The 24,233-nt window shown below is 67.1% G+C and carries 21 protein-coding genes; 5 read left to right on the top strand and 16 right to left on the bottom strand.

Features of this window, described 5'->3' with window-relative positions; translation table 11 throughout:
* Positions 1–8: 8 nt before the first annotated feature.
* From KGR00_RS12310 to KGR00_RS12280, 7 genes are all read right to left on the bottom strand, one after another.
* The gene (locus KGR00_RS12310; protein ID WP_224418461.1) at positions 9–2,063 is read right to left on the bottom strand and encodes a TonB-dependent receptor; all 2,055 of its coding nucleotides are present in this window, start codon (positions 2,061–2,063) and stop codon (positions 9–11) included.
* A 281-nt stretch (positions 2,064–2,344) separates the two neighbouring features.
* The gene (gene cysZ / locus KGR00_RS12305; RefSeq protein WP_224418462.1) at positions 2,345–3,070 is read right to left on the bottom strand and encodes a sulfate transporter CysZ; all 726 of its coding nucleotides are present in this window, start codon (positions 3,068–3,070) and stop codon (positions 2,345–2,347) included.
* An 83-nt stretch (positions 3,071–3,153) separates the two neighbouring features.
* Complete coding sequence (gene phoU, locus KGR00_RS12300; RefSeq protein ID WP_224418463.1) at positions 3,154–3,882, bottom strand: phosphate signaling complex protein PhoU; 729 nt, start codon at positions 3,880–3,882, stop codon at positions 3,154–3,156.
* Positions 3,883–3,904: 22 nt separating this feature from the next.
* Positions 3,905–4,678, bottom strand: a complete 774-nt coding sequence (gene pstB, locus KGR00_RS12295) for a phosphate ABC transporter ATP-binding protein PstB (protein ID WP_224419840.1) — start codon at positions 4,676–4,678, stop codon at positions 3,905–3,907.
* Between the two features lie 87 nt (positions 4,679–4,765).
* Entirely contained in the window at positions 4,766–6,310 is a 1,545-nt protein-coding gene (gene pstA, locus KGR00_RS12290) for a phosphate ABC transporter permease PstA (RefSeq protein WP_224418464.1), read from the bottom strand.
* Positions 6,307–8,463 (bottom strand): ABC transporter permease subunit, encoded by a 2,157-nt coding sequence (locus KGR00_RS12285; RefSeq protein ID WP_224418465.1) that lies wholly within the window; start codon positions 8,461–8,463, stop codon positions 6,307–6,309. Before KGR00_RS12285 ends, pstA begins: the two co-directional genes overlap by 4 nt.
* Positions 8,464–8,538: 75 nt before the next feature.
* A complete protein-coding gene (locus KGR00_RS12280; protein ID WP_224418466.1) occupies positions 8,539–9,537 on the bottom strand; it encodes a phosphate ABC transporter substrate-binding protein in 999 nt (332 codons plus the stop codon).
* A 108-nt stretch (positions 9,538–9,645) separates the two neighbouring features.
* Here KGR00_RS12280 and KGR00_RS12275 point away from each other — a divergent pair, with 108 nt between their 5' ends.
* Positions 9,646–10,053, top strand: coding sequence for an acyl-CoA thioesterase (locus KGR00_RS12275; RefSeq protein ID WP_129139726.1), 408 nt, complete (start codon positions 9,646–9,648; stop codon positions 10,051–10,053).
* Between the two features lie 2 nt (positions 10,054–10,055).
* Here KGR00_RS12275 and KGR00_RS12270 read toward each other — a convergent pair whose 3' ends face one another.
* Positions 10,056–11,147 (bottom strand): TRAP transporter substrate-binding protein, encoded by a 1,092-nt coding sequence (locus tag KGR00_RS12270; protein ID WP_224418467.1) that lies wholly within the window; start codon positions 11,145–11,147, stop codon positions 10,056–10,058.
* A 175-nt stretch (positions 11,148–11,322) separates the two neighbouring features.
* On the bottom strand, positions 11,323–13,545 hold the full coding sequence (gene uvrD / locus KGR00_RS12265; protein WP_224418468.1) for a DNA helicase II: 2,223 nt from the start codon (positions 13,543–13,545) through the stop codon (positions 11,323–11,325).
* 205 nt (positions 13,546–13,750) lie between these two features.
* Here uvrD and KGR00_RS12260 point away from each other — a divergent pair, with 205 nt between their 5' ends.
* Positions 13,751–14,833 (top strand): glycosyltransferase family 92 protein, encoded by a 1,083-nt coding sequence (locus KGR00_RS12260; RefSeq protein ID WP_224418469.1) that lies wholly within the window; start codon positions 13,751–13,753, stop codon positions 14,831–14,833.
* 6 nt (positions 14,834–14,839) lie between these two features.
* Here KGR00_RS12260 and hexR read toward each other — a convergent pair whose 3' ends face one another.
* A complete protein-coding gene (gene hexR / locus KGR00_RS12255; RefSeq protein WP_129139730.1) occupies positions 14,840–15,712 on the bottom strand; it encodes a transcriptional regulator HexR in 873 nt (290 codons plus the stop codon).
* Between the two features lie 304 nt (positions 15,713–16,016).
* On the opposite strand from hexR, the gene KGR00_RS12250 reads away from it, so the two are divergent.
* Positions 16,017–16,217, top strand: coding sequence for a hypothetical protein (locus KGR00_RS12250; protein WP_129139731.1), 201 nt, complete (start codon positions 16,017–16,019; stop codon positions 16,215–16,217).
* 60 nt (positions 16,218–16,277) lie between these two features.
* Here the strand turns inward: KGR00_RS12250 and KGR00_RS12245 are convergent, their stop codons facing one another.
* Both KGR00_RS12245 and KGR00_RS12240 read right to left on the bottom strand, forming a co-directional pair.
* Complete coding sequence (locus tag KGR00_RS12245) at positions 16,278–17,618, bottom strand: sodium-dependent transporter (protein ID WP_129139732.1); 1,341 nt, start codon at positions 17,616–17,618, stop codon at positions 16,278–16,280.
* A gap of 373 nt (positions 17,619–17,991) precedes the next feature.
* On the bottom strand, positions 17,992–18,870 hold the full coding sequence (locus tag KGR00_RS12240) for a DUF72 domain-containing protein (protein ID WP_224418470.1): 879 nt from the start codon (positions 18,868–18,870) through the stop codon (positions 17,992–17,994).
* Positions 18,871–19,193: 323 nt separating this feature from the next.
* On the opposite strand from KGR00_RS12240, the gene KGR00_RS12235 reads away from it, so the two are divergent.
* Positions 19,194–20,327, top strand: a complete 1,134-nt coding sequence (locus tag KGR00_RS12235) for an MltA domain-containing protein (protein WP_224418471.1) — start codon at positions 19,194–19,196, stop codon at positions 20,325–20,327.
* Between the two features lie 14 nt (positions 20,328–20,341).
* Here the strand turns inward: KGR00_RS12235 and KGR00_RS12230 are convergent, their stop codons facing one another.
* The 3 genes from KGR00_RS12230 to KGR00_RS12220 form a co-directional block, all read right to left on the bottom strand.
* Entirely contained in the window at positions 20,342–20,686 is a 345-nt protein-coding gene (locus tag KGR00_RS12230) for a hypothetical protein (protein ID WP_129139735.1), read from the bottom strand.
* A 220-nt stretch (positions 20,687–20,906) separates the two neighbouring features.
* On the bottom strand, positions 20,907–21,449 hold the full coding sequence (locus KGR00_RS12225; RefSeq protein ID WP_203234823.1) for a DUF308 domain-containing protein: 543 nt from the start codon (positions 21,447–21,449) through the stop codon (positions 20,907–20,909).
* 90 nt (positions 21,450–21,539) lie between these two features.
* The gene (locus tag KGR00_RS12220) at positions 21,540–22,952 is read right to left on the bottom strand and encodes a PLP-dependent aminotransferase family protein (RefSeq protein ID WP_224418472.1); all 1,413 of its coding nucleotides are present in this window, start codon (positions 22,950–22,952) and stop codon (positions 21,540–21,542) included.
* A 90-nt stretch (positions 22,953–23,042) separates the two neighbouring features.
* Here KGR00_RS12220 and KGR00_RS12215 point away from each other — a divergent pair, with 90 nt between their 5' ends.
* A complete protein-coding gene (locus tag KGR00_RS12215; RefSeq protein WP_224418473.1) occupies positions 23,043–23,558 on the top strand; it encodes a carboxymuconolactone decarboxylase family protein in 516 nt (171 codons plus the stop codon).
* Between the two features lie 341 nt (positions 23,559–23,899).
* On the opposite strand, the gene KGR00_RS12210 is transcribed toward KGR00_RS12215, so the two are convergent.
* Positions 23,900–24,052, bottom strand: coding sequence for a hypothetical protein (locus tag KGR00_RS12210; RefSeq protein WP_224418474.1), 153 nt, complete (start codon positions 24,050–24,052; stop codon positions 23,900–23,902).
* Positions 24,053–24,233: the final 181 nt, after the last annotated feature.

The following is a 24,233-nucleotide window of genomic DNA, read 5'->3' as shown; positions in this document are numbered from 1 at the left end:
GAGCGGACTCAAAAGTCGACGCTGTAGCCCACACGCAGCGTCCGGCCACGACCGGCAAAGTAGCGATCGTTCATGTAATCCGCATTGGCGCTGTCCAGGGCGCTCTGGGAGTAGTAGGTGATGTAGCGCTTGTCGAACAGGTTGGCCACGGCGAGATCGACGCGCCCGACCGGCAAGCGATAGCCGACCGCCGCGTCGACCAGGGTGTAGCCGTCGAAATCCAGATCCCAGCCGTTGGCGCTGTCGTCGAAGTCCTTGTCGAAGGCATGGTTGACCTGGATGAAGGTCGACCACCGGGGCGTCCAGTCGGCCGACCAGCTGGCCACCAGACGATCCGGCGCCACGTTCAGGCCGTTGAGCCGGGCGTCGAGGGTGCCGTCGTCGTTGCTGTCATAGCGGCCACGCATGTGCGAGTAAGCCAGTCGCGAGCGGTGACGCTCGTTAAACCGGTAATCGAGCGAGGCTTCGATACCCTCGATCTCGGTCTTCTCGCGCTGCATCTCGAAAACGCCGTCGTTGGTCGTCAACCGCGAGCCGAAGTCGGAGGAGGAGAGGTAGTAGCTCAACTCGCCGCTGAGGCGCCCGTTGTCGTAGCGGACGCCGGTCTCGATGTTGTCGGTGACGATCGGGCGCAGGTTCTCGATGTCACCGACCGAACTGCCCGGCGTGTCGATGCCGCGCAGTACCCGGCCGACGTCGGGAATGGTGAACCCTTCCGAGTAGTTGGCGAACAGGCTCCAGTCGTCCACCGGTCGCCAGATCACCCCGGCGTTGAACAGGGTGTCGTTGAAGCTCGGCGAACCGCCTTCGACATCGATGCCGTTGTTGGCCGCCACGGTACGGTAGCCGTCGATGTCGAGCTTAGCATATTCATAACGCGCGCCGGCCGAGAAGGTCAGGGCATCGACCGGACTGAAGTCGACCTGCATGAAGGGGGACAGATCAGTGTAGTCCACCGGTGGCACGTAGGTGCGGTCGGTAAGCCACAGATATTGCTCGGTCTCGTCGCGCAGGACGTCGAAACCCAGGGTCAGTTTGATTCGATCGGCCCACAGGTCGTCCCTGGTCAACGACGACTTGATGCCGTACTTGCGGGTCTCCGCCATGGACTGGTCGTAGAGCGTGCCCACCGGGGCAATGGCGGGATCCTGGAAGCTGCCGGAGTCGGTGGCACCGAACAGCGATTCGTAATCCTGGTAGAAACCGAGCACGTTCAGATGCATACCCGCGAGATCGTAGTCGTCCCAGGTCAGGCCGGTGGTCCACACCCGGTTGAAGGGGGCGTCCCCCGGCGGATCGCCGCGCTCCGAGGTGGTGGCGATGTCTGCCTGGCGATCGCCGGTGACGCTGAGGTACTCGTCCTCGCCCTCGATGCGATAGTGATTGACGCTGAACTGCAGACGGCGGTCGTCGCCGAACCAGTAGGCGACCTTGCCGAACAGGTCGTAGGCCTCGGAATTCATCAGGTCGCCCTGAGTATTGTCGACGCCGACCGGACGATCGTCGCCATCGAGGTACAGCCCGCGGTCCTCGTAGCTCATGGAGAACACGTAGTCGGCCGCTCCCCGGTTGCCACTGAAACCGTAGTCGGTGCGATAACTGGCGGTGTCGGCATCGAATTCCGAGGTCGGCGTGGTGACCCGGGTCTCGAAGTGCTGATTGAACGAACCGGGTTCCGGGCGCCGGGTGACCAGATTGATCACGCCACCTGCCGCCCCCAGGCCGTTGGTGGCATTCGCCCCCTTGATCACTTCGATGTGGTCGACCATCGAGAAATCGATGGTATGCAGTTCGCGGCCGGTGGGACGCAGCGGATTGGACTGCGGAATGCCGTCGATCAGGACCAGCGGCGTACGCCCCCGCAGGGACTCGCCGCTGCCGCTCATCTTCTGACGGGGCGGCGCATAGCTCGGCAGCAGGTTGCTGAGTATCTCGGACGAATCCGAGGTGATGCGCTGTTGCTGTTCCAGTTCCTCTCGGGTGATGAGCCGTATCACCTGAGGGGTGTCTTCTTGAGTCTCGCCCGAGCGGGTCGCCGTCACCACCAGTGGGTCCATCGCCATGTCGCTGGCCGCCTGCGCCATACCGCCGCCCGTGAGAAGGCCACAGCCGACCACGAGAGGAATTGTCGTCTTTCGCATGATCCTTGCCCTGTGTCGCATTCTTGGCGCTCTTCGTGGGGTCGCGTCGCGACGACAACCCTACCAGGCAAGAAGCGAACATCAAGACAAATGATAACAATTTTTATTCAAATAAAAGCCATGAGTGACATTGACTTCAGACGACCCGCCATCACCAACGGCATGAGCCGGCAAGCACGGCGGCGTGCCGCCGCGCCCACACCTCATTGCGCGACCGGCAGATCCCGATAATGCTGCTGCCACATCAGTACCGCGCCGGCCACCGCGCCGGGCAGCAGCAACAGGTTGAGTACCGGCACCCAGCTCGCCGCCATCACCCAGCCGCCGAAGGTCAGCGTCGGCCACCAGCGCGCGCGCAGGCGGCGCTTCATGTCGGCGAAGCTGACCAGGTTGTTGTCCATCGGGTAGTCGAGGTAGGTGATCGCCATCATCCACGCCGAGAACGCCGCCCACAGAAAGGGCATCACCAGGTTCAGCCCGGGGACGAAGCCCAGCAGGAACAGCAGCGCCATGCGCGGCAGGATGTAGGCCAGCTTGACCAGCTCGCGGCCCAGGGCGTCGATGGCGGTACGCGCGAAGCCGCGATCGTCGAGCGGGGCGCGCCCGGTGACCCGGTGCTCGACCTTCTCGGCGAGAAAGCCGTAGAAGGGCGCGGCGATCAGGTTGGAGACCAGCGTGAAGGTGAAGAACACCACCACGGCGAGACTCACCACCAGCAGCGGCCAGATCAGCCACTCGAGCCAGTTCAGCCACTCGGGGACCTTGAGCATCCAGTAGTCGAGCCAGCCGCCGAAATTGTCGAGCAGATAGACGATGGTGCCGACGTAGAGCAGCAGGTTGGCGACGATCGGCAGAAAGACATAGCGCCGCAGGCCCGGCGAGAGCACCAGACGGGTGCCCCGGGACAGGGCGGTGAGAGCATTGAGCATAGCGCGTGATCCGAGCGGCCTGACGAAACGGCCGTCGCACGGGCGACGGCCGGAAGACGCTGGCGGGCTCGCCCGCCAGGCCGCTAACCTTTGCGCTTCAGGGTCTCGTCGTCAAGCGACTCGACGTCGCTGTGGCGGATGTCGAGCCCCTTGACCAGGTAGATCACGTACTCGGCGAGGTTGTCGGCATGATCGCCGATGCGCTCCAGGGCACGCAGGATCCACATCACGCTGAGGATCGAGGTGATCGAGCGCGGGTCCTCCATCATGAAGGTCACCAGCGAGCGCATCGCGGTGGAGTACTCGCTGTCCACGGCGTCGTCCTCCTGGACCACCTTGAGCGCCAGCTCGGTGTCGAAACGGGCGAAGGCGGTCAGGGCGTCGCGCACCATCTTGCGCACGTGTTCGCTGATGTGACGGACCTCGACGAAGCCGCGTGCAGTGAGGCCCGACTCGGCCAGCGACAGGGCGTTGCGGGCGATCTTGCTGGCCTCGTCGCCGATCCGCTCGAGATCCGAGGTGGCGCGGATCACCGCCAGCACCAGCCGCAGGTCGGAGGCCGCCGGCTGGCGGCGTGCCAGGACCCGCGTGCACTCCTCGTCGATCTTGAGCTGCATGTCGTTGACCGCCCGGTCGTTATCGGTCACGCGCTCGGCCAGGCGGCTGTCGCTGTCGAGCAGCGCGGAAATCGCATCCTGCACCTGCTTCTCGACCAGCCCGCCCATCGCCATCAGATGGGTCTTGAGCTCCTCGAGCTCCTGGTTGAACTGGTTGGAAATGTGCTGGCTGTGGGTATCGCTGGTGATGTCCATGATTCCTCCGGGGCCGCGCCGCTCAACTCATGCGGCCGGTGATGTAGTTCTCGGTCCGCGCCAGGCGCGGGTTGGTGAACAGACTGTCGGTGGCGCCGTACTCGACGAGTTCGCCGTCGTGCAGGAAGGCTGTGTAGTCGGAGACCCGCGCGGCCTGCTGCATGTTGTGAGTGACCAGGACCAGGGTCAGCCGTGACTTCAGCGAGCGGATCAGTTCCTCGATCTTGAGCGTCGAGATCGGGTCCAGCGCCGAGGCCGGCTCGTCGAGCAGCAATACCTCGGGCTGCACCGCCAGCGTGCGGGCGATCACCAGGCGCTGCTGCTGGCCGCCGGAGAGCCGCCAGGCCGAGGTGTGCAACTGATCCTTGACCTCGTCCCACAGCGCCGCCGAGACCAGCGCCCATTCGATCACCTCGTCGAGGGCGCGCTTGCGCTTGATGCCCTGCAGGCGCAGCCCGAAGGCGACGTTGTCGTAGATCGACATGGGAAAGGGGTTGGGGGTCTGGAAGACCATCCCCACCCGCCGGCGCAGCTCGGCGACATCCACGTCCGGCGCATGGATGTCCTGGCCCTCGAGCCGGATTTGCCCCGCGCGGCCGACCGCGTCGTCGAGGTCGTGCAGCCGGTTCAAGGCGCGCAGCAGCGTCGACTTGCCACAGCCCGAGGGCCCGATGAAGGCCGTCACGGCGTGGCGCGGAATCGCCAGCGTCAGATCGCGCAGTGCCGGTCTACCGTCGTAGGCCAGGCTCAGGCCGTCGATCGCGAAGCAGCTCGCCGCCGCGTCGAAATCGGTGATCTCGGCGGACGCGCCGCGTGGACTCAGGGTCACGGACAAGACGATCCCACCTCCCGGGCAAGCACGGATATCCGCGGCGACGCGCGATCAGTGGCGCAGGGCACGATGCCGCTGGCGCAGATGATGCCGCAGAAAGATTGCAGTTAGATTAAGCACCACGATGACCGCGACCAGCAGCAGCGCGGTGGCGTAGACCAGCGGCAACGCCTGCTCGGCGTCGGCGCTCTGGAACCCCAGATTATAGATATGGTAGCCGAGGTGCATGAACTTGCCGTCGAGGTGCAGGTAGGGAAACTCGCCGTCGACGGGCAACTGCGGCGCCAGCTTGGCCACCCCGACCAGCATCAGCGGCGCCACCTCGCCGGCGGCCCGCGCCACGGCCAGGATCACCCCGGTGAGCATCGCCGGCATGGCCATCGGCAGCACCACCCGGGTCAGCGTCTCGTAGTGAGTCGCGCCCAGCGCCAGGGCACCCTCGCGCTGGTGATCGGGAATCCGCGCCAGGCCCTCCTCGGTGGCCACGATCACCACCGGCAGGGTCAGCAGCGCCAGCGTCAGCGCGGCCCACAGCAGCCCGCCGGTGCCGAAGGTCGGCGACGGCAGCGCCTCGCTGAAGAACCAGCGGTCGAGCGTGCCGCCGATCCCGTAGACGAACACCCCCAGCCCGAACACGCCATAGACGATCGACGGCACCCCGGCGAGATTGCGCACCGCGATGCGCACCGCCCGGGTCACCGGCCCCTGGCGGGCGACCTCGTGGAGATACACCGCGGCGAGCACGCCGAACGGCGTGACCAGCAGCGACATCAGCAGTACCAGCAGCACGGTGCCGAAGATCGCCGGCCACACGCCGTCGCTGCCGTTGGCCGAGCGCGGCCCCTCGCTGAGGAAGGCCCAGACCCGTCGACCCCACAGTCCAAGCTTGTCGAGAGTCCCCATGGCGTTGGGCCGCCAGGCATCGAGCACCGTCGCCAGCGGCTGCTCGAGCCGGCGCCCATCGACGCTTTCCAGCACCAGGCTGTCGCGGGCCAGCGCCTCGCGCAGCCCGGTCAACGCATCGCGGGCCCGCTCGAACGCCGCCCGCTGCTCGGCGCTCGCGGTGCCCGCCGCCAGCTGGCGGGCCAACGGGGCAATGGTCTCCCGGCGGCGGGTCTCGATCGTCTCGCGCAGCGCCCGGGCGCGGGCCAGGCGGGTTTCCAGCGCCTGCCAGCGTCGGGCGCTGCCGGCCGTGGCATCGATCACGGTCGTGTCCGCTTCGCGCACCGCGACCAGCCGGCCGATGAAGGGTCCCCAGCGTTCGCGCTGGAGTTCGAGCAGATCCCCCGGGCGGGTGCGCGAGACGATGTCGCCGGCCTCCAGCCAGCGCCAGGTGCGGCCGTCGAGGTCGCGATTGCCGGTGCGATAGAGCCACTCGTCACGCCCGTCGCGGGTCGTGACATGGCGCACCGGCTCGCCGGCGATCACCGAACCGTCGGCGAGCGTCACCCGCTCCAGCGATGCCGGCCAGAAATGCGCCAGCCCGCGCCCGGCGATCAACATCAGCAGGGCCACGACCATCAGCAGCGACACGGCGACCCCACCCGCCGCCAGCCACGGCCAGCCGCCCTCGCCGCTCGTCCGCCAGCGTTTCATCCCACGGCTCCCAGCCGCCGCCAGCGGCGCCGCAGCCGCTGGCGCACCAGCTCGGCCAGGGTGTTGACGCAGAAGGTGAAGACGAACAGCACCAGGGCACTCAGGAACAGCACCCGGTAATGGCTGCCGCCGACGGCGGCCTCGGGCAGCTCGATGGCCAGGTTGGCGGCGATCGAGCGCAGTCCCTCGAAGGGGCTGACGCCGAAGATCGCGGTGTTGCCGGTGGCCATCAGCACGATCATCGTCTCGCCCACCGCACGCCCGGCACCGATCATCACCGCCGAGAAGATGCCGGGACCGGCCGCCGGCAGCCAGACCCGCGTCAGCGCCTGCCAGCGGGTCGCGCCCAGTGCCTGGGCGCCCTCGTCGAGGCTGCGCGGTACGTCGGAGAGCGCATCCTCGGCCAGGGCATAGATGGTGGGAATCACCGCAAACCCCATCGCCAGCCCGACGATCAACGCATTGCGGCTGGCATAGTCCAGTCCCCAGCGATCCTTCAGCCAGCCCGGCAGGTCGCCGGCGAACAGCCAGCCCTCGATCAGCGGTGACACGCTGAACGACAGCCAGGCCAGCAGCGCCAGCCAGGGCACCAGCCAGAGCCCCGCCGCGGCCAGCGGCAGGCACCGGCGCGCGACGGCCGGCAGGCGGGCCTGGAGCATTCCGGCCACCAGGGTCCCGACCGGCAGCACGACCAGCAGCAGCAGGGAACCGGCCAGATGGCGGTCGACCCAGGGGGCGAGCACCAGCCCGGCGACGAAGCCGATCACCACCCCGGGCAGCGACTCCATCAGCTCGAGTGCCGGGCGGACCCGGGCGCGCAGTGCCGGGCCCATGTAGGCCGCGGTATGGACCGCCGCCGCCAGCGCCAGCGGAACGGCGAATACCAGCGCCCAGAAGGCCGCCTTGAGCGTCCCCCAGGCCAGCGGGGCGAGCCCGAAATGCACCTCGCTCTCGGGGCTGCTGACGTTGGCCTGCCAGCGCTGCCGGGGGTGCGTATGCCCCTCGTAGAGCACCGGCGTCCACAGCGTGCGCCAGGAGACCTCGGCGTGCCCGGCAGCGAGTGTCAACGTCTTCAGGCCGTCGGCGGCCAGCCACCACAGGCGGCGGCCGTCCGCCGACACGGCCAGCGCGAGCGGCGACTCGGCGGCGGCCGGCGCCCCCTGCCAGACGCGGCCGTTGAGGGCCTGATAGAGCGCCAGCCCGCCGTCGGCGTGCAGCGCCACGGCCAGGCGCCGGCCGGGCACGGGCACCAGGCGCGTCACGGCGGTGGAATCCCAGGAGACGGCGTAATCCGGCGCCGCCAGCAGCGGCGCGGCGTCGTCATGCCGGTCGAGCCAGCGGTGCACACCGCCACGGCTGTCGCCGACGAGCAGGGTCTCGCCGCCGGTCAGATAGCTCAGGGCGGTGATCCGGCGCTCGTCGGGCAACGCCGGAAGGCGGCCCAACCTGCGCGGCTCGCCCGCTGCCAGCGACCACACGACGAGTTCGTGCCCATCGCCCAGCACCAGTCGACCGTCGGGGTCGAGCGCCAGCGCCGAGGCGGCGTCGGGCAGGCCGAAACGCTCGACCGCCTCGCCGTCACCGCGCAGCACGGCGACACGGCCCGCGGCGTCGCGCCCCGCCAGCCACCAGCGCTCGCCATCGCCGGCCGACGCCAGGGCAGCGATGGTCTCCCTGGCGAACAGCGTGTAGCGCCGGGCGCCGGGCCCGTCGGGACGCGCATCGACGCGTCGCGGGACGCGTAACACCTCGCCGCCGGACAGGGCCAGCACGAGGGCATCGGGCCCCGCGCTCAGCCCGGTCACCGAGCGGCCATCGAGCCGCTCGGCGGGGATCCGTGCGACATCGATGGCGCCCGCGCCCGGGGCGATGCGGCGATAGCCGCCGTCACGATCGATGACCAGCACACGCCCGGCCGTCGTGGGCACCAGACCCACCGCCCCGCCGGCGCCTTCGAGATCACGCGAGGCCTCGGTCGTCACGCGGGCCGGCGCGAACAGCGGCACGACCTCCACGGCGAGGAACACGCCGATCGCCAGCACGGCGACGATCACGCCCAGGCCCCCCGCCCGGATCGCCCCGGCGGCGAGACGATCGCGCAGACGACGCCAGCGGCGATGCAGGCGGTGGGACGGGGTCGGAAAATCAGGCATGCATCACGAGGTGGGTGCGGACGAGGGTAAAACGCGACATTACGACAGACGCATGACAAAACGATGACAATCGGTTCATGGCGAGGCCTCCGAGGGGCTTTCCCACGCCCCGTTGCGTTCCCTCGGCAAGCCCAGTCGACGCCGCCACGCCCGGCGTTGCGCCTCGGGCAACGGCACGAACCCCGCCTCGACGACGCGTGCCTGGCCGTCACGGGAGAGCACCAGGTCGAGAAAGGCCCGCTCGAGTGGCGCCAAGGGGGCTTCGGGGTCCAGGTCGACGTAGAGCAGCAAAGGCCGCGTCAGCGGATAGCGGCCCTCGCGGGCGGCCTCGAGCGAAGGCGGCACCGCTCGACCGTCGGCGTCGATCAGCGCCAGAGGCTTGACCGCCGCGGTGAGATAGCCCATCCCCGAGTAGCCGATGCCGCCGAGACTCTCGCCCACCGCGGCGACCACCGCCGCCGAGCCGGGGTACTGATTGACGTCGGGACGGAAGTCGCCGTGGCACAGCACCACCCGCTTGAACAGGCCATAGGTGCCCGAGGCGCTGTTGCGACCGTGTCGGGTAATCGGCCGCTCGCGCCAGGGCCCGTCGAGGCCCAGTGCGCCCCAGCGGTCGATCGCGCGTGGTTCGCCGCAGCGGCGGGTATCGGAGAACAGCGCATCGAGCTCGCTGAGGGAGATGGCGTCGAGCGGATTGTCGCGATGCACGAACACGGCCAGGGCATCGAGCGCCACCGGCAAGGCGGTGGGCGCGTACCCCCGGCGGGCGATGAAGTCGGCGCGCTCGGCGTCGGTCATGCGACGCGACATGGCGCCGATCCGCGTGGTGCCCTGGGCGAGCGCCGGCGGCGCGGTGGCCGACCCGGTGGCCTGCAGCTGCAGGCGCACCCCCGGGTAGCGGCGTTCGAACTGCTCGCCCCAGCGCATCATCAGCCCGGCCAGGGTGTCCGAGCCGATCACGTCGAGGGTACCGACCACCGGCGCGGCGCGGACATCACCGCCGACCAACGCCGACGCCGCCAGGATCAGCATCGCCAGCCTGCCCATCAACCATCCTTTCCAGGCACCACCCATCGCGGCCCTCCGAGCGGAATGCATTCGGCGCTGGTCGCGGCACCGCAGCGACGTTTAAGATGATCGCCATCGACCCTGATAACAACAAGCGCCGGAAATGAATCGACCATGACCGATCTCGACGACGTCCCCGCCCCGCAGGGCGATCTGACCCTCAAGGTCCTGGCCACCCGTCAGGATACCAACTTCTACGGCGACATCAGCGGCGGCTGGCTGGTCAACCAGATGGACCAGGCCGCCGAATTGTGCGCCGGTCGCCAGGCCCACGGGCGCACCGCCACGGTCGCCATCGAGGCGATGGACTTCCTGTGCCCGGTACGCATCGGCTCGGTGGCCAATATCTTCACCGCGGTGCGCGAGATCGGCCACAGCTCGATCACCATCGACGTCGAGGTATGGATCCGCCCGCCCCACGAACGCAACCCCGACGAACTCCACAAGGTCACCGAGGCGCGTTTCGTGATGGTGGCACTGGACGACAATGGGCGGATACGGCCGGTGCCCGACAACGACTGACGTCAGCCCTTGTCCACCATCGCCCGGTTTTTGAGATAGGCGAATTCGCCGATGTCGGTGAAGCGCCGTACCTGCTGCTGGAAGGCCTGATAGGAGTCGAAGATCTTCTTCGACGCCGGATCGCCGGCGGCCTGTTCGGCGAGCACGGTCTGTGAAGCCTCGGCGAGCGCCTCGATCACGTCGTCGGGCAGCGAGCGCAGCTTGACGCCATGCTCGTCGACCAGCGTCTCGAGCGCTTCGGCGTTGCGCAAGGTGAACTCGTCGATCATCGCCAGGTTGGCCGAGCGGGCGGCCTCGCTGACCACCACCTTGAGATCGTCGGGCAGCGCCTTCCAGGCATCGAGGTTGACCGTGCCCTCGAGGATCGCGCTGGGCTCGTTCCAGGCCGAGGTATAGTAGTACTCGGCGACTTGATAGAGGCCGAAGGCCAGGTCGTTGTAGGGGCCCACCCAGTCGGCGGCGTCGAGCACGCCGGTCTGCATCGAGGTAAAGATCTCCGAGCCGGGGATGGTCAGGGCGGTGGCGCCGATACGGTTCATCACCTCGCCGGCCAGCCCGGGCAGGCGGATCTTCAGGCCCTGCATGTCCTCGAGGGAGTTGATCTCCTTCTTGAACCAGCCGGCCATCTGGGTGCCGGTGTTGCCCACCGCGAACGGCTTGAGGTTGAAGCCGGCGTAGAGCTCGTCCCACAGTTTCATGCCGTCGCCCTGGTACAACCAGGCGTTGGTCTCGGTGGTGTTCATGCCGAACGGCACGGCGGTGAAGTACTGTGCCGCCGGCACCTTGCCGCGCCAGTAGTAGGACGCGGAGTGCCCCATCTGGGCGGTGCCCTCGGAGACCGCATCAAACACCTCGAGGGCCGGCACCATCTCGCCGGCGCCGTAGACGTCGACCTGCATGCGCCCGCCGGAGAGTTCGCCGATGCGCTTGGCGAAGTCATTGGCCCCGGTGCCCAGTGCCGGGAAGTTCTTGGGCCAGGAGGTGACCATCTTCCAGCGCACGGTGTCCTGGGCGCGGGCGGTGGAAACGAAGGGCGCGGCCACGGCGCCGGCGGCCCCGGCCCCCAGCGTCGTGAGGAACTTGCGACGTTGCATGCAGACGTATCTCCGATTTGGTGTTCTTGTGCCCCGTGGGGTCTGTGTCCTGTCCCGGGCACGGCGCGGCCGCGACCGAAAGGCCACAGTATGCGTTAGGGCTTAATTGACCGGCAAGGCAGGAAAGGCCGCCGCCGCGGACCGGCAGACGACCGTCAGGCGGCGGCGGACGAGGTCACAGCGGCGTCAGCTTGGCGAACCCCAGCACCAGCCACTTGTTGCCCTCTTCCTCGAAGCTGACGTGGACCCGGGCCCGCTCGCCCTGGCCCTCGGCGTCGAGGATCACGCCCTCGCCGAACAGCGGATGACTCACCCGCTGGCCCAGCGACAGGCTCGGCAGGTCGTCGCCGGCGGACACCGACTCCTGCTGCGACAGCCCGCGCGCCGGGCGCGTGGCGGTCACCGGACGCGAAACCTGACCGCGCAGGCGAACCTCCTCGAGCAGTTCCTCGGGCAGCTCGCGCAGAAAGCGCGACGGCCGCTGGAAGGTCTCCTTGCCGTGCAGTCGGCGCAGTTCGGCATGGGTCAGGTAGAGCTTGTGCATGGCACGGGTCACGCCGACATAGCAGAGCCGGCGCTCCTCCTCGAGACGCCCGGGCTCCTCCAGCGACATCTTGTGCGGGAACAGTCCCTCCTCGACCCCGGCGATGAACACCACCGGAAACTCCAGGCCCTTGGCCGAGTGCAGGGTCATCAGCTGCACGCCGTCCTCGAACTCGTCGGCCTCGTGATCACCGGCGTTGAGCGCCGCCTCGGCGAGAAACGGCTCGAGGGCCGCACTGCCCTCGCCGACTTCCTGTATCGCCAGCGCCTCGCCCTGGGTGAAGGCGCGCGCGGCATTGACCAGTTCCTCGAGGTTCTCGACCCGGGCCTGGCCCTTCTCGCCCTTTTCGTTGCGGTGATGCTCGACCAGACCGGTGATCGCGTTGACGTGCTCGATGATCTCGTGCAGCGCCATGCCCGAGGTATCGTTGTCGAGCTGGTCGATCAGGTTGGCGAAGGCGCTGACGGCATTGCCGGCCCGCCCCTTCAGCGTCCCGTCGCTGACGCTGTCGTGGAGTGCCTGCCACAGCGAGACGCCGGTCTCGCGGGCGCGCACGCGCAGGATCTCCACGGTGCGCGTGCCGATGCCCCGCGCGGGCACATTGATCACGCGTTCCAGCGAGGCGTCGTCCTCGCGGTTGAGCAGCAGGCGCAGGTAGGCCAGGGCATTCTTGATCTCCAGGCGCTCGTAGAAGCGCTGGCCGCCGTAGATGCGATACGGCATGCCCTGGCGGATCAGGGTCTCCTCGATGACCCGCGACTGGGCGTTGGAGCGGTAGAGGATGGCGATCTCGCGGCGGTTGAAGCCCTCGTCGACCTTCTCCTTGATGGTGTCGACGATGAAGCGCGCCTCGTCCAGGTCGTTGAAGCCGGCATACACCGAGATCGGCTCGCCCTTGGCCCCGGCGGTCCACAGCTCCTTGCCCATGCGCCCGGCGTTGTGGCTGATCAGGGCATTGGCGGCGTCGAGGATCGCGCTGGTCGAGCGGTAGTTCTGCTCGAGACGCACGGTGCGCGTGTCGGCGAACTCCTCCTCGAAGCGGCGGATGTTCTCGACCCGCGCCCCGCGCCAGCCGTAGATCGACTGGTCGTCGTCGCCGACCACGGTGAGGCCGGCACTGTCGCCGGCGAGCAGCTTGAGCCAGGCGTACTGCAGGGTGTTGGTGTCCTGGAACTCGTCGACCAGCAGATGGGCGAAGCGTTCGCGATAGTGCGCCAGCAGCCGCGGGTTGTCGCGCAACAGCTCGAGGCTGCGCAGCAGCAGTTCGCCGAAGTCGACCAGCCCGCCGCGCTCGCAGGTCAGCTGGTAGCGCTCGTAGAGTTCGACCATCTGGCCCAGATAGGCGTCGCCGTGGGTCTGCACCTGCTGCGGACGCAGGCCCTCCTCCTTGCAGCCCGAGATGAAGTACTGCACCTGACGCGGCGGATAGCGCTCGTCGTCGATGTTGTAATCCTTGAGCAGGCGCTTGATCAGGCGCAGCTGGTCGTCGCCATCGATGATCTGGAAATGCTGCGGCAGGCGCGCATCCTGCCAGTGGGTGCGCAGCAGGCGGTGAGCGATGGAGTGGAAGGTCCCCACCCAGATGTTGCGCAGCGAGAGGCCCAGCAGCGCCTCGAGGCGGGTGCGCATCTCGCGGGCCGCCTTGTTGGTGAAGGTCACGGCGAGGATCGCGTAGGGCGAGAGCCGCTCGACCTGCATCAGCCAGGCGATGCGGTGCACCAGCACGCGGGTCTTGCCCGAGCCGGCGCCGGCCAGCACCAGCATGTTGCCCAGCGGCGCGCTCACGGCCTCGCGCTGGGCCGGATTGAGATCGTCGAGCAGCGACGAGACGTCGCCCGGTGAAACGTCGTCCATGGAGGGTCAATCGGGTCTCGAAATGAGCGCCCAGCTTAGCATATCGCGGCCGCCACGGCGCCTGCCCGAGGGGCAGGCTCGGGCCGATCCGGGCAACCGCGAGCGATTCGCCGCGTTGTCTCGGGCCCCCGGCCCGCGAGCCGGTTGACAGCTCAGCGGCGTCCCGCTTTCATGCGGGCTTCCCGCACGCAGAGACACGACAGCCATGCATCCATCGCTCAACCCCGTGGTCATCCCGGATTCGGTGGCCGTCTCGCGCCGGCCCAACCCCCGCAATCCGGTGGAACCCGAGGCCATGGCACGCTTCGACGGCAAGACGCTCTTCTACGATGTCTTCGTGGATGACCAGCGTCGCCGCCTGGTCGCGATCGGCCCCCCGGCGCTGAATCTCGCCGACTACGTCGATGCGATGACCCTGAGCATCGATGGCCGCGAGGTCGCCTTCCAGCGCCAGGAGTGGGACGAACAGCGCCTCTCGCTGCTCACCGCCGCGTTGCCGGCGGCGGCCACGCACCGCGTGACCTTCAGCTTCGCCGATTTCACGACGACCCTCGACCTCGCCGGTGACGGCGAAGCGCCGCCGCCGCGCAACGTGCTGGCCGCCATCTCCAAGAACAACCGTACGCGCTGGATCTCCGAGTGGGTCGACTTCTACCGCGCCCGCTATCCGCTGGACGCGATCTATCTCTACGACAACGGCAGCGACAACGTCGACGAACTCGAAACCGTGCTCGCCGGCCGGGCACAGGTGATCCGCTGGCATTTCCCTTACGGCCCGCCCGGCAAGGTGTTCAACAAGTTCGCCCAGGCGGGCGCCCTGAATCATTGCCTGCGTCGCTTCGTCGGGCGCGGAGTGCTGTTCAACTTCGACATCGATGAGCTGCTGATCGCCGATCCCGAGCGGATCCTGGCGGACGTGGCGCGCCAGGGGACGCTCTATTTCGACAGCTACAACGTGCCTTACGTCACCCCGGCGAGCGACGACTACTCCTACGGCGATTTTTGCCACCGCTATGCACAGCGCAAGACCACGGCACGCAAGTTCATCTGCCGGGCCGAGGCGGTCGACGTCATATCCCAGCACAACACCTGGCGCTATCGCGGGCCCCGCTTCTGGAAACGCCTCAAGCGCAACAAGCCCGACACCCGCACCAGCCGCGACGGTCACTTCCTGCACTTTCTCGGCATCACCACCAACTGGCAACCCTGGCTCAACAAGCTCGAACCGGTCTCCCCGCAGGATCTGGTCTTCGACGACAGCCATTGCCGGGGCCGGACCGACCCCTGAAGCGCCTCACGCCGGCCCTTCTTCCTCGCCCGGCTCGGGAAAGCGCAGCGGCGTGAGGCTGCGCTTGACCGCCTTCAACTGCTCGGCGAGCCGGGGCCCGCGGGTCTTGGCCACCCCCACCGCGAGCACGTCGATGATCACCAGATGGGCGATACGCGAACTCATCGGGGTGTAGATCTCGGTGTCCTCGTGGACGTCGATGTACAGCGCCAGGCTGACCTCCTCGGCCAGCGGCGAGCCGCTGGGACACAGGCCGATCACCGTGGCACCGCTCTCCCGCGCCAGACGCACGCTGTCGACCAGCGCCCGGGTGCGCCCGGTCTGCGAGATCGCCACCACCACGTCGCCCTCCTTGAGGGTCGCCGCGGACATGTTCTGCATGTGCGGGTCGGCATAGGCCGAGGTGGAGATCTGCAGGCGGAAGAACTTGTGCTGGGCGTCGAAGGCCACCGCGCCGGACGCCCCGAAACCGTAGAACTCGACCCGGTCGGCCATGGTCAGGGCGTTGACCGCGCGGCCCAGCGCGTCGTTGTCGAGCCGGTCACGCACCGACAGCAGGGTGCCCACGGTGGAGTCGAAGATGCTGTGGGAAAACTCGGCGATGCTGTCGCTGTCGTTCATCGAGAACTGGGCGAACTGGCTGCCCGAGGCCAGCATCTGCGCCAGCTTGAGCTTGAAGTCCTGGAAGCCGTTGCAGCCCAGCGCCCGGCAGAAGCGCACCACGGTGGGCTCGCTGACCTTGGCCTCGGTGGCCAGGTCGACGATGCGCATGTGAATGACTTCGTCGGGATTGCGCAGCACGAAGCGCGCCACCTTCTGCTCGGAGCGGCGAAAGTGCTCCATGCGACGTCTCATTTCATCGAACAGGGCACGGCTCACGGCTCGCTCCTCGTTGCGGTTGGGGTGCGGCGCTCGTCACCCGCGAGGGGCGAATCCTCCCGCAGGCCGCGACGGCGACTCCAGTATGCCCAATCTGCGTTAAAAACGGCAGCCGGGCCCTCAATGTCACGATTTTGTCAACTGGGGTATAGTAAGAAGTGACGTGTTCAGGTCTCGTTGGCAATACCGGCTGGCGACGGTCGGGCTGGACTCACGTCCACTTGGTATTCTCGTCGCATGGTCGAATGCAACCCGTTGCCGGCAAGGCCTGGGGGCACCTCTCGTACTGCAAGGAGAGTCGATCATGCGCAACGAAGAACAGCTCGGCGCCGTCAAGAGCGAGCTCATGGATATCTTCATGACCCTCGAGGTCAACGAGCACGAGACCCGCAAGAAGACCGCCGCCGTGCGCTACCTCCGCGCCCGCCGCGGCATCGAGATGCACCGCGAGATCAAGCAGCTCGAGCGGGAGATCACCGACTACGAGGACGACGCCTTGCAGTAGCCCGACACACGGACGCCCCGGCCGATGGCCGGGGCGTCTCGCTTCGCGCAGGCGGTCGCCTCACAGGCTGCCGATGAAGACCACGATCACCCCCAGCGGGGCGATGAAACGGGTCACCACCTGCCAGACAGCGGCACTGCCGCCGACCAGCCCCAGTTCCTCCTGAACGCTGCGCCGATCGAGGCACCAGGCGGTGAACAGGATCACCCCCAGCCCGGTCAACGGCAGCATGAACTTGCTGGTCAGGGTGTCGAGCAGGTTGAACACATCGAGCCCGAACAGCACCGGACCGCTCCAGACGTTGAACGACAGCAACGCGGCGATGCCCAGCGCCCAGGCCGCCACGCCGGAGACGAGCGTCGCGGCGGCACGTGACAGCGGCGTGCGCTCCTCGACGAATTCCACCACCGGCTCGAGCAGCGAGATCGCCGAGGTCAGCGCGGCGAAGGTCAGCAGCAGGAAGAACATCAGACCGAGGATCACGCCCCCGCCCATGTTGCCGAAGGCCAGCGGCAGGGTGACGAAGATCAACCCCGGCCCGGAGTTCAGGTCGAGCCCGTTGGCGAAGACGATGGGGAAGATCGCCAGCCCCGCGCCGAGGGCGATCACCGTGTCCATGATCACCACGGTGCGCGCGGTGCGCAGCAGGTTGACCTCCTCGCCCAGGTAGGAGCCGTAGGCCATCATGATGCCCATGCCCAGCGACAGCGTGAAGAAGGCGTGACCCAGCGCCGCCAGCACGGTGGTGCCGGTCAGCTTGCTCCAGTCGGGCTGGAACAGGTAGGCGAGCGCCTCGCCGAAATGCCCGGTGGTCATGCCGTAGCCGATCAGCACCACCAGCAGGATCGCCAGTGCCGGCATCAGGGTACGTACCGCCCCCTCCAGGCCCTTGGTCACGCCGCGGGCGACGATGCCGATGGTCAGCAGCATGAACACCGAGTGCCAGCCGAGGAGCCGGGCCGGATCGCCCAGCATGCCATTGAACAGACCCCCGATGCCGTCGGCGTCCAGGCCGCTGAAATCGCCGGTGACCGCGCCCAGGGTATAGGACAGCGACCAGCCGCCGATCACGCTGTAGAACGACAGGATCAGAAAGGCGCCCAGCACGCCGCTGATGCCCACGGCCACCCAGCCGGAGCTGAGGCGGTTGGTGCGGGTCAGTTCACTCATGGTGGAGACCGGGTTCTTCTGGCCGCGCCGGCCGAGCAGCCATTCGGCGACCAGGATCGGCAACCCGATGAGCGCGATGCAGACCAGATAGACGAGCACGAAGGCCGCGCCACCGCTCTGGCCCACCATGTAGGGAAATTTCCAGATGTTGCCGAGGCCGACCGCCGAGCCCGTCGCCGCCAGGACGAAGGCCAGCCGGGACGACCAGTGCGCATGAAGTTGTTTTGACATAATTCACCCTGAGTGTACGTGTCGTCATCGATCGATCGGATGCGATGACGGCTTGTCCTTGTTGGGCCACGTCCCGCGCGCCGTGGGTCGCACGACGCAGACCAGGGGCATGGCAGGATCCTTGAAACGCCAGCAGGATCACTGCCGCCGAGGCGGACCGACGACGTCGCATCGGGTGAGACGCGGCATCGCCGGCCCTGCCGGGTATTGCCGGACAGCAGGCGCCATCGGTGGTATCGGCCGCTGCTGCCAGCAAGAAACGCCATGATGACGAAAATGACCGACAAAACTATCCGATAGCGCCGCCGTTGGCCAGCCTGCCGGGGTGGATTGACCAGGCGCCATGGCGTCGCTAGCTGGTGCTCCACCGCACTCAGAACAGCGCGGCCTGGCGCTCGCCGGGGAAGGCCGGCAAATCGCCCATGGCAAGCCGCTCGTGGAGCCTTCGCGCAAGCTGCGGTGCCTGACGATTGTCCGGGGTATGCACAAACAGGAAAGGGGTTTTCCCCTGTTTTATCCACAACGTGAGCCGCTCGATCCACGGCGTGAAGCGTTCGTTGTTGAGCGCCTCGTCGAGATGCCCGATGAAGCGCACGATCGGCCTATCTGCCGTGGAGAGCACGTGTAGCGGGCGTCTGGGTTTCTCGGCCTGGGCCTTTTGCAGGCGGCGATCGTCGCCGGCCGGGGTCGCGAACAGCGGGCGCACGTCGAGCATCACCCGATCGACGCCATGAGTTATCAACAACCGGTTGAGTTGCTGTTCTGCCCTTCCCTTGTGGAAAAATTCACTGGCCCGGACCTCGACACTGCAGGGAATGTCACTGGGCCAGCGGCCGAGAACACCTTCCAGTCGCGGCAATTCGTCCTCGCCGAAGTCCCGTGGCAACTGGATCATCACCGGCCCCAATCGGGGGCCGAGCGGCGCCAGGCGCGTCAGGAAGTCGTCGAGCTCGGCATCGACGCCCGCCAGGCGCTGCTCGTGGGTGAGCCGCGCCGGCAGCTTGAAGCAGAAGCGGAAGTTCTCCGGCGTCTGCCGGACCCAGTTGGCCACCGTTGCCTCGCGCGGCGCGCCGCTGTAGAAAGTGGTGTTGCCCTCGACGCAGGAGAACACCCGGGCATAGTCGCCGAGGAAGTCCTCCGATGTGGCGTGACGCGGGTAGAGACCACCACGCCAGTCGCCATTGGCCCACATCGGCAGGCCCAGGTAGAGCGACGGCGCACGAGGCTGGGGGGCGGCGGTTGAGGTCGACATGGCGCTCCCGTTAGGGAAACACTGCATAAATGCCTGCGCGAGCGAATCGCTTCGTTGCGTGGTACTCGAAAACTCGCCTAACTTCATGTTATGTCTCGTTTTCTGCGTTCCATGCGCCTCGCGCTTCATCTCGCTCGTCGATTTATTCAGCATTTCCTTAGGCGGATCAGGCGGTCATGATACGCCACGCGCTTCTCCGCGTCCGCTGCCCGGATTCGACCGCAGCGCGCCGCGAGCGCTGCCATGAGGAGCGGCGCTTGCCTATAATCGAGCCAGCGCCGCCACGACGGCGCCTTCAAGGAACGGAAAACGAGGTGCCTTGCGTGATCGTCGACAGCCCGCGTCGTCATGGACGATGGTTGCCCCCCAGCGGCCGGTACTGGGCCGGCCTGATCGTGCTGCTGCTGCTCGCCGCGTGCAGCAGTCAGCGCCCCGCCCCGGAGCCGGCATCGCCGGTGGAACAACAACTGACCCGCAAGATGCATCCGATGGGCTGGCGGGACCTGCCGGGCTGGTCACAGGAGAACGCCGTGGCGGCCTGGGGCGCCTTCCGCGACAGTTGCACCCGGCTCGCCCGGCGCGATGGCTGGGCCGCGGTGTGCCGAGATGCCGACCGGGTCGATCCGCTGGACAGCGCCGCCATCCGCCACTTCTTCGAGAACCGCTTCAATCCCTACCTGATGGTCAACGACGACGGGACCACCACCGGCTTGATCACCGGCTACTACGAGCCGGTACTGCACGGTTCGCTGACCCGCCACGGCGAGTATCAGGTGCCGATCTATCGCCTGCCGCCGGCCTGGCAGGGTTCCCCCGGGGCGACGCGGCCCGGACGTGCCCAGTTGCGCCGCAGCGGCGTGCTCGACGGCCACGAGCTGGTGTGGGTCACCGATCCCATCGAGGCGGCCTATCTGCAGATCCAGGGATCGGGGCGGATCGAACTCGCCGAAGGCGGCACGCTGCGCGTCGGCTTCGCCGGCACCAACAACCAGCCGTTCCGCTCCTTTGCCCGGGCACTGATCGACAGCGGCGAGATCACGCCGGGTCAGGCGACCCTGCCGGGCATCCGCGCCTGGGCACGACGCCATCCCGGGCAGGTGGACAGCGCGCTCGACGTCAATCCCCGGGTGGTGTTCTTCCAGATCCGTGACGGCGACGACGCCACCACCCGGGGCGACGGCCCGGTCGGCGCCCTCGGCGTCCCGCTCACCTCACGGCGCAGTCTCGCCGTGGATCCCTCGCACATTCCGCTGGGGGCACCGGTCTTCATGGCCACCACCCGGCCGCTGTCCAACGAGCCGATGCAGCGACTGATGGTCGCCCAGGATACCGGCAGCGCGATCAAGGGCGCGGTGCGCGCGGACCTGTTCTGGGGGCAGGGGGATCAGGCCGGTGAACTGGCCGGTCGCACCAAGCAGCCCGGCCAGTTGTGGGTGTTGATGCCGCGGGGCCGCTGACTCACCCGCGGCGTTCACACGTGCGGCTGGCCGGACTCGTCGACGCTCTCGAAGGTCACGTTGCCTTGGGCGTCGACGCCACAGGTCACGTTGTAGTAGACGTTGCCGTGACCGTGCAGGTTGATGCGCAGAGTGTAGGGCTGGCCCGGCTCGTAACCGGGTGCATTGGTCGACTCCTCCAGCGGCATGCCCTCGAGCCGATCCCCGGCCGGCCCCTTCAGCGCCTGCTCGTGGCACTGTTCGACCAGCCCCTTCGAGCCCGCCTCCCCGTCCTGCGCGGCCAGGGCGTCGGCACAGGCCAGCAGCCCCAGCGTCGCCGAGGCGACGACGATGCCGGATACCATCCATTGACGTGACATGATTGCTCTCCTTGGGAAACGCTGCATAAATGCCTGCGCGAGCGAATCGCTTCGTTGCGTGGTACTCGAAAACTCGCCTAACTTCATGTTATGTCTCGTTTTCTACGTTCCATGCGCCTCGCGCTTCATCCCGCTCGCCGATTTATTCAGCATTTCCCTTGATCGTGCGTTTGTCATCCCTGTATAGGCCGTGGGCCTGCCCGAAAGTTCGCCTCGGCGGCTACAGCAGTCGGCGCAGGCGCAGCGCCGCCATCACCTGCACGACCCCGTAGAGCAGCGCGATGACGCCGATCCAGATGGCGGTGACCGCCAGGCCGCTGAGCGGGCTGACCACGAAGATGACGCCCAGGATCAGCGCCAGCACGCCGCTCAGCACGGTCCAGCCCTCGCCGGGCACGTGGCGGCGCACCCGCAGCCCCAGCAACAGGCGATGCACGCCGGCGACGATCAGCCAGAGTCCCAGCAGCACCAGCAGTGCGCTGGCCGCCGAGAGCGGGTCGAACACGGCGATCAACCCGAACAGCACCGAGATCACCCCGTAGAACACCAGCCAGCCCCGAGCGAAGCCGCCCGAGCCGGTCGCCAGGGTAAACAGGCTGGTGATGCCTTCGGCGAGCGCCATGATCCCCATGATCCAGGTCAGCGCGGCGATCGCGGTGAGCGGCTGGAAGACGGCGATCACCCCGAAAACGATGGCGATGACCCCGTAGACCATCAGAATCCACCAACTGCGTCCCAACAGACTTCTCACCCCATTGACCATCGATTCACTCCTTGTCAGTGCCATCCCAGAATAGCAGAGCGTCCGAACCCGTCGTCCTCGGTGCTCAAGCGCGCCCGGCAAGGTTTCCTGTCACCCTCTCCAGACGCCCTGCAACCGCCCGACGAGTCGCTCGGCCTCGTCGGCGTCCTGGACGTTCGTGAATCCCAGCAACAACCCCGAGCTCGTTTCCTGCCCCAGATACCAATCCGACAGTGCCTTGACCGCCAGGCCTCGTCGTTGCGCCCGTGCCGCCAGGCGCACATCGTCATCATCGTCGATCAGGCGAGCCAGCAGTTGCATGCCGCCCGCCGGCAGGTCGACACGCAGGCGAGCGGCAAGCCGCGTCTCGAGGGCTCGCCTGAGGCAGTCGCGACGCTCGGCGTACAACGCACGCATGCGTTTCAGATGGCGAGAAAAATGCCCCTCGCTCATGAAATCGGCAACCACCGCCTGGGGCAGTTCGGGACAGCCATGTCCGAAAGCGACCAGGGTATGGCAAAAACGCTCGACCTCCGCTTCCGGTACCACCAGATAGGCCAATCGCAGATCGGGGAAGAGCGCCTTGCTGAACGTCCCCGTGTAGAGCACGCGACCTCGCCGATCGAGACTCTTCAATGCCGGCAACGGTCGGCCACGGTAACGGAACTCGCTGTCGTAGTCGTCCTCGATGATCCAGGCCTGATTGTCCGCGGCCCACTCGAGCAGCGCCAAGCGACGTGGCAGCGTCAGTGTCACGCCCATCGGGCTTTGATGGGACGGCGTGACCACCGCGAATCGGGCATCCTCGGCTCGGCGTCGCCCCGCGGCGACGTCCAGCCCTTCGGCATCCACGTCGATCGGGACGAGCGACATGCCGGCGGCCTGCAACATGTCCCGGGCCATGAAGTAACCTGGCTCTTCGAACCAGCCTCGATCACCGGGTCTCAGCAGCGTCCGACAGATCACACTCAGGGCATCCCGATAGCCGGCGGTGATGATGATCTGGTGCGCATGGCAATCGATGCCCCGCGACACGCCGAGATAGGTCGCCAGTGCCTCGCGCAACGCCCTCATCCCCCGGGGATCGGGATAACCGAGTTGCGCGGCGTTTCGGCGTCTCAACCGACGTGTCGTCAACCGTGACCAGAGCTTGCCGGGAAACGCATCCAGCGCCGGCAGGCCCAGTTGAAACGGCAAGGGAGACCGAGGTTCGCCGCCCGGTGTCGATATCGCGACGTCCCGTCGCTCGACGAGATCCGCGGTTCGCCCCATCGCCAGCGCCGGCGAGACGAAGGTGCCCGCCGCGCCGCGCGACAGGAAATACCCCTCACTGACGAGGAGCTGGTAAGCCAGCTCCACCGTGCCGCGTGACAGATTGAGTTCGCTGGCCAGGCTACGCACGGAGGGCACACGGTCATCGGGCCGCAATCGCCCGGTGGCGATCGACTCGCGAAACCGCTGGTAGAGCTGGCGATAGAGCGGCACGTTCTGGCGACGATCGGGTTCCAGATGACGATTCGACATGGTGATGTCCCAGTCAATTCAGTGAATCTTGGCCCTATTGACTATGCCATACCCCCGCTATGTTGGATGTCCCGAAACGAGGCGTTCGACATGGCGTCCTCCCCGCTGCAGATCGCCGCGACGCTCACCGCTTCCCCGGCCCCCGAGGGGTCCCCGACCCAAGAGAATCCCACCATGGAAACACTGCGCCTGCCCTATTCGACCCTGTCGGCCGACACCTACCGACACTTCCTGGGCGCCAAGACGGCACTCGAGAATGGCCCCCTGGATGCGGCCACACTCGAACTCATCAACCTGCGGGTTTCCCAGCTCAACGGCTGCGCCTTCTGTACCCAGATGCATGCCGCCCGGCTACGCGAGCAGGGAATCGATAACGGCAAGATCGACAGCATTGCCGGCTGGCGGGCCAGCCGGCATTTCACGAGCCGCGAGCGCGCCGCCCTGGCCTGGGCCGACGCCTTGACCCGAGTGGACGAAACCGCCGCGCCCGACGAGACCTATACGCCGTTGCTGGCCCATTTCAGCGAGACGGAGGTTTCCGACCTGACGTTCGCCATTGCCCTGATGAACGCCCTCAATCGCATCGGTGTCGGCATGCGGCTATGACCCAATACCCGGTATGCCTCGAGCTTGCCGTATCAGCTGCAGCGGCCAGCGCAACACGAAGCGGGTGCCGCCGCTCTGGCGCGAGCGCGAGGGCTCGGTCAGGGTCAGCGCCTGCCGTTGGCCATCAACCTCGACGCTGGCCTGCTGGCAGTTGTGGCGATCCTGGTGTGCCATCTGCTGCGGGGATATCGCCCGGCGTCAGCAGGTCAAGATCGGGCTCCAGAATCAAAAAGAAAGAATCAGAAAAATAGTGGCATCACCACAGGCCGCTCTCACGCCAACGCCCGACTCCAATGAGCCGGGCGTCGTTGCGATCTAGACCTGAGCGCAGGCGCTCGCGATCAGGCGGGCTCGGGGGTCTTCTTGCTGTCGCCGAGGGTCACCCCGGGTAGATCCCCGGTCATCGTCTCCTGCGGCTGGTAGTGGATCACCGAGCGGATCGCCTCACCGCGATGGAGCAGATCGAACGCCGTATTGAGCTGATCGTGCGTCATGTTGTGGGTGATGTAGGGGGTGAGGCAACGTCATATCGACCCCGTGGGTGTCATCGCGACGGGCCGATACACCAGCGGCGTGGCGAGGCCGACATGACACATTATTGTTATGTTATAACATAACAATAATGATATACTATGATCTCCCGACACAAAGTTTCGCATCGACGACATGCATCCA

Source organism: Modicisalibacter sp. MOD 31.J (assembly GCF_020147985.1).
GTDB classification, from domain to species: domain Bacteria; phylum Pseudomonadota; class Gammaproteobacteria; order Pseudomonadales; family Halomonadaceae; genus Modicisalibacter; species Modicisalibacter coralii.
This window is presented reverse-complemented; position numbering and strand designations above follow the sequence as displayed.